This is a genomic window from Pedobacter ghigonis (assembly GCF_903166585.1).
Lineage (GTDB): Bacteria > Bacteroidota > Bacteroidia > Sphingobacteriales > Sphingobacteriaceae > Pedobacter > Pedobacter ghigonis.
Genome location: NZ_CAESCM010000001.1, coordinates 506,603 through 517,586 on the forward strand (window position 1 = coordinate 506,603; position 10,984 = coordinate 517,586).

8 protein-coding genes are annotated in these 10,984 nt (G+C 42.4%); all 8 read left to right on the top strand.

The features are described 5' to 3' along the window. The first annotated feature begins 152 nt into the window (after positions 1-152). Positions 153-683: a hypothetical protein gene (locus HWV58_RS02140; protein WP_175632479.1), complete on the top strand. Its 531-nt coding sequence runs from the start codon at positions 153-155 to the stop codon at positions 681-683. An 84-nt stretch (positions 684-767) separates the two neighbouring features. Further along, entirely contained in the window at positions 768-1,880 is a 1,113-nt protein-coding gene (locus tag HWV58_RS02145; protein WP_175632480.1) for a sensor histidine kinase, read from the top strand. After that, positions 1,870-2,625, top strand: a complete 756-nt coding sequence (locus tag HWV58_RS02150) for a LytR/AlgR family response regulator transcription factor (protein WP_175632481.1) — start codon at positions 1,870-1,872, stop codon at positions 2,623-2,625. The genes HWV58_RS02145 and HWV58_RS02150 overlap by 11 nt, the downstream gene beginning before the upstream one ends. Positions 2,626-2,788: 163 nt before the next feature. Beyond that, positions 2,789-3,931: an efflux RND transporter periplasmic adaptor subunit gene (locus tag HWV58_RS02155; RefSeq protein WP_175632482.1), complete on the top strand. Its 1,143-nt coding sequence runs from the start codon at positions 2,789-2,791 to the stop codon at positions 3,929-3,931. 20 nt (positions 3,932-3,951) lie between these two features. Beyond that, a complete protein-coding gene (locus tag HWV58_RS02160; protein WP_175632483.1) occupies positions 3,952-7,104 on the top strand; it encodes an efflux RND transporter permease subunit in 3,153 nt (1,050 codons plus the stop codon). Positions 7,105-7,112: 8 nt separating this feature from the next. Then, entirely contained in the window at positions 7,113-8,525 is a 1,413-nt protein-coding gene (locus tag HWV58_RS02165) for an efflux transporter outer membrane subunit (RefSeq protein WP_175632484.1), read from the top strand. Between the two features lie 554 nt (positions 8,526-9,079). Then, positions 9,080-9,652, top strand: coding sequence for an RNA polymerase sigma factor (locus tag HWV58_RS02170; protein WP_175632485.1), 573 nt, complete (start codon positions 9,080-9,082; stop codon positions 9,650-9,652). Between the two features lie 77 nt (positions 9,653-9,729). Further along, positions 9,730-10,851: a FecR family protein gene (locus HWV58_RS02175; protein ID WP_175632486.1), complete on the top strand. Its 1,122-nt coding sequence runs from the start codon at positions 9,730-9,732 to the stop codon at positions 10,849-10,851. Positions 10,852-10,984 lie beyond the last annotated feature (133 nt).

Consider the following 10,984-nt stretch of genomic DNA (forward strand, 5'->3'; position numbering starts at 1 on the left):
GATAAATGCGTAGGCGACACACACACTTCAGTCACCTATCGATCTGCTTAAGGTACTGTTTTTGACAGTTCGGTTCTATTTTGGTCAGAACATCCTGATTTTGATCGTATCATTGAACATTCCAAATCACTAACCTTGAGCAGGAGCTAACGATGAGCAATAATTTAAAACAGGATAATGCCCCTATAAATCCGGGCTGGCTGAACCAGTTTTTTTCCAAAACCAGCAATGGTAAGTCAACTTTGCCGTTCTCAATTTTTTCAATGCCTGTAGTACAGCTTAAAAAGGAGTTCACCATCCCCTCAGCGTTTACACAGGAGATTTTAGGTTATGACCACCTGGTGGCTATCTATCTGCCTGCTTCATCATACAAGCGCGAAAGGTTGCTATATTACCATTCAGATCCGCGTTTCAGGAGTATTTCCGATGAAGATTTTGCCTGTAAGCTAATCTGCAAAATGAAACTCATTTCCATAAGCAATAGCTTTGACCAGGCAGCTGAGCAGCATTTGGGGCTGTCCATGGGGATTATCAATAGGCCACAGCTCAAAGCCCATTTCGATGTCAAGTTCATCGACGAGAAAATATATTACAACCTGAAAGTAAAGTTTGCTTACCATGATGACCGGGAATTGGTGCATGTAATCGCTTTTAAACCGCTTGAGGGAAATGCTTTATCTTAAATCTTTGATTAGCATTTGGCTGCAAATATCTTTTAGATACATTATTATTGTAGCAATAAACAGGATAACAACCACCCGTAACAGATGCCAATAGCCACAGAAACATTTTTAAGTAACAAAACCAGAAGAATTCTTTTTCTTTTCTGCGCATTTGTGCTTTACTACCTGGTATCCTTTCTTATCGATCCCTATGCTAAATTCTGGCAGAACTATTTTCAGCGCAGCCACCTTGATATTGCAGCAGAATGGCTCATTACTTTTTTATTCTGCTTTCTGGTTGCCGAAGCCACCATTGTAATCCACAACAGACTGAATAAGCGTATCCCATGGACGAAAAATCCAGGCAAGCGCTTATTCATAGAAACGCTACTGAACATCGCAGTAGTGTTTGCCGTAATTTTATTGAATGTAATCTGCATGTACCTGATCTATAACAAAACAGAAGCAGCAGAACAGCTATCGATAGAAGACATTAGAAACCTCCTCCAGTGGATTGTTGTAAGTCTTGTTATCGCCTTCATCATTATGGGCGTTAACACCGGGAGTTATATGGTAAACAACTGGAAGAATTCTGAACTTGAAGTTACCGAGCAGAAACTCCGGGTATCCGAACTGCGGCAGGCTTCGGTTGAGGCCGAACTTAATGCACTTAAACTTCAGCTCGACCCGCATTTCATTTTCAATAACCTGAGTGTGCTCTCCGAGCTGATCCTCGAAGACCAGGCACTGGGTTATAAATACTCAGAGAATTTTGCCAAAGTATACCGCTTCCTGCTGCTAAACTCGAAAAAGGACCTCATCCCGCTGGAGGAAGAGCTGAAGTTTCTCCGCTCGTATATCTTCCTTACCGAGCAGCGAATCGGGAGCGGAGTAAGCTTCAATATCGCAGTTGATCAGGCAGCTAACCAGCTGCTCATCCCGCCTTTAACCCTTCAGCTATTGATCGAAAACGCGATTAAACACAATAGAACAGGTAAAAACAATCCACTTGAAATCAATATCTATTCTACTTTAAAAGATAACCTCGTAGTTGAGAATAAACTTATACCACTGGAACATCCCATTGGCGGATCAACCGGAATAGGACTTGCCAATATCATCCGCCGTTTTAGCTTACTGGCAAAACAAACCCCAACAGTGGCGGCCGACGAAGGAAGTTTTAAGGTAACCATTCATCTCATAGCCAATGATCAATAAACTCGTTATAATTGAAGACGAAAAACCAAATGCAGATCGTTTGGTACGCCTTATCGGAACCTTGGCCCCGGAAGCCAATATTCTGGCTATATTGGATAGTATTGCCGATAGTGTAGAATGGTTTAATACCAATCCCCCACCTGATCTTGTAATGATGGACATCAGGTTATCTGATGGGTTAAGTTTTGATATTTTCTTAAAAGTAACAATCAGCTGTCCGGTTATTTTCACAACCGCTTATGATGAATATGCCCTGCAGGCATTCAGGCACAATGGTATTGATTACCTGCTAAAACCCATCGAAACAGAGGAACTGGAAAAAGCCCTTAATAAGGTGAGATCACAGTCGGGCAATCCTTATGATAAAGCCGCAATGGACCACTTAATGGAATTATTAAGGCCAAAAGAGTTTAGAAATAAATTTCTGCTGCCCTTTAAAGACGGTTATAAAGTAGTACCGGTAAATGAAATCTGCTTCGTATGCCTCGAACATAGGATTGCCACAGCGCATCTGCTTAATGGCTCTGAAGCCATCCTCCAGCATACCATGGAAGAACTGGAGCAGCAACTGGATCCTAAACTGTTTTTTCGTGCCAACAGACAATTTATTATCCATATCGATTCGGTAAAACAGATATTAAACTATTTTAATGGAAAGCTCAAAGTCATCCTTAAAGGAAATAACGCTGAGGTGATTGTTAGCAGGGAAAAAGCGGCATCGCTAAAAGACTGGATTTCTTTTTAGTGATCGGAAAGGCTGGCTTATGAGAAAAATGGAATAATCAGCTAAACGCTTCAGGAAGATACGCTTTCGTTTCAAACCTGATTTAAGACGCTTGAGTTAGATTTCACTTCAAAACCTTTGCCATTATATCTTCTTTTGCACCGTAAAAAAAGATATAATCGACATGATAAAACAGAAGATTCAGGTAGCAAATATGGTCAGGTTTGTCCTGCTTATTGCGATATCGGTAATGGCCGCATCATGCGGGAGCAAGCAAGAAGAAGCCCCGCAGCAACAGGCCATCAAGGTAGATTTCCTTACCATTGAACCATCCGCTGCAAGCCTCGAGAAAAAGTATCCGGGTACCATTGAAGGTGCTGTGAACGTAGATATCAAAGCACAGGTATCAGGCTATCTAGAGCAGATATACGTGAAAGAAGGCGACTACGTAACCAAGGGACAAGCACTCTTTAAAATAAAAGGCGATGTTTTTCAGGAACAGGTAAACAACAGTCAGGCCAGTTTAAAAGCTGCACAGGCAGCACAGGCCACAGCGAAGATAGAGGTAGAAAAAATCCGCTCGCTGGTTGAAGGTAAAGTGGTTTCGCCTTTACAGTTGGAAACGGCTCAGGCACAATACGAATCGGCCGCTGCACAGGTATTGCAGGCAAGGGCAGCATTAGGCGCTTCGAAGATTAATGCAAATTTTGCAGTAATTAAAGCCCCAGTTAGTGGCTATATTGGCCGGATTCCCAACCGCATAGGCAACCTGGTAACGCCCTCAGACACTGCACCCTTAACCTCATTATCAGACATTAACCAGGTTTTCGTTTATTTCTCAATGAGTGAGGCCGATTTTATCGCTTACACCAAAGACAAAAAATCGGGTATCGCAGGCAACCAGGTAGATATGGTAATGGCTGATGGGAAAATATTCGACCACACCGGAACCCTCGAACTGGCCAGTGGAAACATCGACCAATCTACCGGCACCATGGCCTTAAAAGCAATTTTCCCAAATCCAGATAAGATGTTGCGATCAGGTGGCTCGGCAAGGATTATCCTGAGCCGGAATATCAGTTCGACCTTAAGGGTACCTATGGCAGGTGTTAAGGATATTCAGGACAAACTTTTTGTATTCGTTCTTGGCGACAGCAACCAGGTAGAAATGAAACCTATCGAAGTAGCAGGTCATTCGGGTAACGATTATATCATCTCATCAGGGCTTAAAGCCGGCGACAGGATTGCCCTAAACAGCATTGATAACCTTAACCACGGCGTGAAAGTAAGTCCAACCCCTGCAAAAGGCGATTTATCAAAGAAATAATCAGCTTAAAAAAAGAAAACATGTTAAAAAAGATAATAGACAGGCCCGTAATGGCTACGGTTATTTCCGTGGTGCTCCTCATTCTGGGTATCATCGGTTTAACGCGCTTACCTGTAACCAGGTTTCCGGATATCTCTCCGCCTACCGTAATGGTATCGGGCAGTTATCCCGGAGGTAACAGTGAGGCTGTAATCCGCTCGGTGGTAACCCCACTTGAAGAACAGATTAACGGCGTTGAGAACATGCAGTACATCAAGTCTACAGCAAGTAATGACGGTACTTTCTCAATATCCGTGATTTTTAAACAGGGCGTTAATCCCGATCAGGCGGCTGTAAACGTACAAAACCGGGTGCAACAGGCTACCCCGATCCTTCCGCAGGAAGTGATTAGGATGGGGCTTACCACTTCCAAGCAGCAGAACAGTATGATCATGATCTTCAACATCTATACAGATGACAATAAGAAATATGATGAGCTTTTTTTGCAAAACTATGTGAACATTAACCTCATTCCTGGCATTAAAAGAGTTCCCGGAGTTGGTCAGGCGCAGGTATTCGGTCAAAAAGATTATTCGATGCGGGTATGGCTAAACCCACAAAAAATGGCAAGTTATAACCTCATTCCGGATGATGTGAACCAGGCCATTGCCAGCCAAAGTATCGAATCTGCCCCCGGAAAACTTGGTGAAGAATCAGACGCTGCACTTGAATATGTAATGCGGTACAAAGGGAAGAAAAACCAACCCGAAGAGTACGAGAACATTGTGATAAAGCGGAACGGCAGAGATTTGGTCCGTTTAAAAGATGTGGCCAGGATAGAATTCGGTTCATTGAGCTACAGCGGTAACTCTACCTCTAACGGAAAAAATGCAGTTACCGTGGCTATTCTCCAAACTACGGGATCAAACGCGAACGAGATCGAAATTGGTGTAAGGGCCGAACTTGCAAAAGCGGCAAAATCATTTCCTCCGGGGATTTCGCACACCAGTTTATTAAGTTCAAAAGAACGTTTGGATGAGGCTACAGGTCAGGTAAAGCATACGCTCATCGAAGCCTTTATACTGGTTTTCATTGTAGTGTTTATTTTCCTGCAGGATTTGCGTTCAACAATTATTCCGGCTATTGCGGTCCCGGTTGCCATACTGGGTACATTTTTCTTCCTGCTGGCATTTGGTTTTACCATCAACGTACTTACCCTGTTTGCATTGGTGCTGGCCATTGGTATTGTGGTTGATGATGCCATTGTAGTAGTCGAAGCCGTGCATGCAAAAATGGAAGGTTCGGACATGACTGGTAAGGAAGCTACCCACAGTGCCATGGGCGAGATAACCGGGGCGGTAATTTCCATTACACTGGTCATGTCGGCCGTATTTATCCCAATTGGTTTTATGACCGGTTCGTCGGGTATTTTTTACAAACAGTTTGCCTATACACTAGCCATCGCAATTATTATATCGGCGGTTAATGCCTTAACCTTAACCCCCGCCCTTTGCGCACTGTTGTTAAAAAATAACCATGCCGGTGGCCACGGAGAAAAAGCAGAGAAAGCGGGCTTTAAGAAACGTTTCTTTATCGCTTTCAATTCGGGTTTTGATAACCTGACGGGAAAATACATCAAAGGGCTTAAATTGCTGATTAACAAGAAATGGTTAGGTGTCGGATTGGTACTTGTAGTTACTGGCCTTGCAGGATGGTTGATGATGAGTACGCCAAAAAGCTTTGTCCCTATGGAAGATGATGGTTTTATCATCTTTAGTTTGAGCATGCCGCCCGGAACAGGCCTTGGCCGTACCACAGCGGTAACGAAAAGAATTGATACGATCCTTTCTAAAACGCCATCTGTACAAACAAGCACTTCGATTACCGGCTTCAATATCCTCTCTAACAGCGCAAGTCCGGCTTATGCCATGGGTTTCGTTAAGTTAAAACCAAAGGAAGAACGCGGCGAAGTAAAGGATATCGACCAGATCATGGCCTCACTAACCGCTCAGTTTGCAGAAATTAAAGAAGGGAGTCTTATGGCATTCAGAAGCCCTCCGGTAGATGGTTATGGGGTAACCAGCGGATCAGAGATTGTGCTTCAGGATAAATCTGGAAAAGATCCTGCAGCTTTAAAAGCCATGTCGGATAAGCTTATTGGCCAGATTATGCAGCAACCAGGCGTTCAGTACGCTTATACAACTTTTAGAACCGATTACCCGCAACTAGAACTCGATGTTGATGAAGACAAGGCCAACCAGATGGGCGTAAACATCAGTGGGATGATGAACACGATCCAGACCTACTTTTCCGGCGATCAAAGCATGAACTTTACCAGGTTTGGAAAATTCTATCGGGTAAACGTTAAGGCCGAAGGTGTATTCAGAACAGATGAAGATGCATTCAATGAAATCTTTGTCCGTAATGATCAGAACCAGATGGTACCCGTAAAATCACTGGTAAAAATGCACAAGGTATATGGGCCGGAATCACTGTCGAGATATAATCTGTTCAATGCATTGACCATTAGCGTGGTTGGCAACCCTGATGCGAGTAGCGGACAGATTATGGAAACGCTCGAAAAGAACGTACTCAATACCTTGCCTGGCGATTATGGTTACGAATGGACAGGCTTAAGCTTAGAAGAAAAATCATCAGGCAATCAAACGGTAATGATTCTCGGGTTATGTCTGCTTTTCGTATACTTTTTATTGGCTGCCCAATATGAAAGTTACCTGTTACCGCTTTCGGTGCTGCTTTCTATTCCAACAGGAGTACTTGGTGCTTTTGCTGCAATTAAAAGCATTGGTCTAGATAACAACATTTATGTGCAGGTAGGTTTGATTATGCTTGTGGGGCTACTGGCCAAAAACGCAATCCTGATTGTAGAGTTCGCTGTTCAACGAAGGGCATCAGGATTAAGCATTGTTGAATCGGCTATCGATGGCGCGAAATCAAGATTGCGTCCGATTATTATGACCTCACTCGCATTTATTGTGGGGATGATCCCCTTAATGACTGCAACCGGTGGCTCTGCCATGGGCAACAGGTCAATCAGTACCGGGGCTGCAATTGGTATGCTTAGCGGGGTAATATTAGGTGTATTCGTAATTCCGCTACTATACATCCTTTTCCAGTTTCTGCAAGAAAAGATCTCCATAAAGAGAGAAGAACACAAGGTTCAAGCAAAGTAAATTTTAATATGAAATTAGCTAAAATCAATATATATCTGCTGCTGGGTACGGCCCTTTACCTAAGCTCTTGCGCTGTGGGCAGAAAATACAGCCGTCCGGCGATAGAAACCCCTGTGGTTTACAGGCAACAGATTCCGGTAACAGGCGATACGGTGCTACTGCCATGGAAAACTTTTTTTCAGGACCCGAAACTCGTTGAACTCATTAACCAGGCGATGGTAAAAAACATGGATGTATCGGTAGCCATGTTAAACCTCGAACAGGTTAACCTTACTTACAAACAGGCTAAGCTGGGGCTGATTCCCTCGCTTGATCTTGCCATTGGTGCATCTAGGAATTTCCCTTCAAAGAATTCGCTTAACGGATCATTAAATCAGCAGTTTACGGGCGAGCGCTACCTGGATGATTTCAATGCCACGCTTTCCCTATCCTGGGAAGCAGATATTTGGGGCAAGGTAAAAATGCAAAAAGCAGGAGCCAAAGCAAACTACCTGATGCAGAAAGAAAACCTCTCGGCACTAAGAACCAGAATAATAGCACAGGTAGCACAGAGTTATAATAACCTGATTACTTTGGATGAACAGTTAAGGGTTGCCGAGCGGAACACTGCACTGAGTGATAGTACATTGAAAATGATCCGGATCCAGTTTAAATCGGCACAAGTTAATTCACTGGCGGTAGCCCAGGCAGAAGCACAGAAAAAAACAGCAGAACTGCTTGTTCCTTTAACAAAGCAAAATATAGTGGTACAGGAAAATGCATTGAGTATCCTCTGCGGAAAATTTCCAGACCGGATTGAAAGAGCATCAGACAGGGCCAAATTAAGCCGCACCAGATTGTTCCCTACAGGTGTACCGGCAAATTTGCTTGCCCGCAGGCCAGATGTTAAAGCTGCCGAATATGCGGTAATGGCCGCAAATGCCAATACAGGCCTGGCTAAAGCAGCCATGTTTCCGGCATTCAGCCTTAGCCCTTCTGTTGGCATGAATTCATTTAAGTTCAACAACTGGTTTGATCTTCCCGGTTCACTGGCAAGAAATTTTGCCGGTAATATTGCCCAGCCGATCTTCCGCAAAAAGGAATTGAGAACGGCCTACGAAATTGCGCAGCTCGAACAACAGAAATCGGCAGAGCAGTTCAGGCTTTCGGTAATGACAGCCGTTGGCGAGGTATCGGATGCATTGGCGAAATCGAAATATGCAGAAGAACGTTCGTTGCTTGTAGACGAAAAAAGGACTGCGCTCGACAAAGCAGGTCGTGATGCGATGCTACTTTTCAAGAGTGGAATGGCAACATATCTGGAAGTACTTGTAGCACAAAACAACAGTTTACAGAACGAACTGGAAAGAACAGAAATCAAACGCGATCAGTTCAATGCCATAATCGACCTCTACCGCTCACTAGGGGGTGGCGTGGAATAAATGTTTAAACATTTATTCACTATCTTTAAGGTTGATCTATATAGGGTGGGCAACGTTCACTCTATATAGATCAACCTCACTAAATACGAGTACCACTTCTGCATTTTCTCTTTGTTACAACTGCTCCAATCCCACAAGCCTTGTCGATTCCAGTTAATCGGAATTTGCAATCCCGTCTTTCAACCTCAATCTTAAATAAACAATACCATATATGGATTTAAAATCCAAAGAACTGTAGAAATCTGCCTTGGGAAAATGCCGTAAGTTTGCAGAAATCGCATCGCCTTAGCTAAAACATTTTTACCAATAACAGGTAATAATTTGCCAATTTAATTTAATTTTAATTCTAACTTTATCATTTAATTGCACTGTAGGTCAGTTTATTCCACTGATTTAATACTATTGCCGCGAAGCAATATAAAACATGTACAACCAAATATAAATCCTGAAACTACCAAAAGCGGTTTAACCGCATACGAACCAGCCGTTATCCCATCCCTGAATTGGTGCATCATGCTGTTTTTTTATCCAATTATATTGATATAACCGAGTTAATGACCAAGTATAATACATACACAGACCAACTACTCGCTCAGATGTTGCGTGAAGGAGACCGTATGGCATACACCGAAATTTACAACCGTTATAAAAGATTGTTATACCTTTTTGCTTTTCGCAGACTGGGAGAAAAAGAAGAAGTATGGGATATCGTTCATGAAGTATTTCTTTCCTTGTGGCTAAATCACGAAAACCTGGTAATCGAGCATTCATTATCTACTTACCTGCATGCCGCTATGAGAAACAAAGTAGCCAATGCCATTGCCCATAAGCATGTTTCTGCACGTTATTTAGATAGTTTCACCCTATATCTATCGAGCGAAAAGGACGTTACCGATCATGTGGTACGGCACCATGAACTCGAAACCCTCATTAATAGGGAAATTAATGCGCTACCGGCACAAATGCGTAAAGTATTTGAAATGAGCCGTAAAAACGGTTACAACCGGAAACAGATTGCAGAACTACTCAATCTTTCTGAGGAAACCGTTAAAGCCCATATGTACCAATCACTCAAAAGATTAAAGATGAAACTGGGCTCTATGCTAAGCATTGTTTTTTTACTTTAATTTTTTTTCAAAAACGACTAACCCTAAGTTGCTTCATAACTGACTAACTACTAATAACAGCCAAATATAATTAGTAGATGGATCAACATTACGCAAAGCAACTCCTTGAGAAATACAAGTCGGGTAACTGTAGCCAGTTCGAAAAAGAGCAGGTAGAAAGGTGGATAGACTTTGGTGAATTTCCAGAATTTACCTTAAGCGAAAAAGAGCTGCAAAATCAGATGAATGCCCTTTCAAGTGCTTTACCTTTACACCGTGAAAAACGTTTATGGCCACGCCTCTCTATTGCCGCTGCACTCGCCTTTATAGTAATCAGTATTGGTATCAGCTATTATAAAACAAACACCCCTCCTGCCAGAAAAGAAACGGCTACGGTAAAAAATATAGTTCCCGGCAAAACGGGAGCCACATTAACACTGGCAAACGGACAAAAGATTAAACTAAGCGATGCAATAAATGGCGAAATAGCCAAAGAAACCGGTGTAAGCATTACTAAAATGCAAAACGGAGAGCTGGCTTATCAATTTGCACCTACTGCCAATGGGAGTGCTAAAAAAAATTCGATTAACACGCTTTCAACTGCACGTGGCGAAACCTATTTGCTTATTTTACCCGATAAGTCAAAAGTCTGGCTTAATGCAGCATCGAGTATTACCTACTCAACTAATCTTATTGATAAGGGCATACGCAGGGTTCAATTAAAGGGAGAAGCGTATTTCGAAGTTTTTAAGGATAAATCACATCCTTTTGTTGTAAGCACAGCCAACCAGGAAGTGGAAGTTCTCGGCACTCATTTTAATATTAACAGCTATGCCGACGAACCTGCAACCACAACTACCCTGTTGGAAGGAAGCGTAAAAGTTAAACAAGGATCGGTAAGTCATTTGTTAAAACCAGATCAGCAGGCAGCACTTGATAAAGGCGGAAAGTTTACCCTGAGTAATGTAAATGCAGACGATGCTGTAGCATGGAAGGATGGCGTTTTTCTTTTTGAGGACGAACCTCTGGAAAGCATTATGCGCCGGATATCGAGATGGTATAATCTGGATATTGAATATGCAAAAGATGTGGATAAGGATAAATTATATAGCGGTGGTGTTTCCAGGTACGAAAATGTATCTACAGTATTGGAAATTTTGGAATCAACAAAAAATATACACCTAAAAATTGAAGAAAGGAGAATAATCGTTATGAAATAAGCTTATTAAACCTGGTCATTCAAGATATCCAAAAGAACCTGTTTATAACAATCAGCCCTGAACCAAATCAGGACTGACTGGATGTTTTGATGACAACCTAAAATGGAATTATTTTATCGTTTAAGACACGATT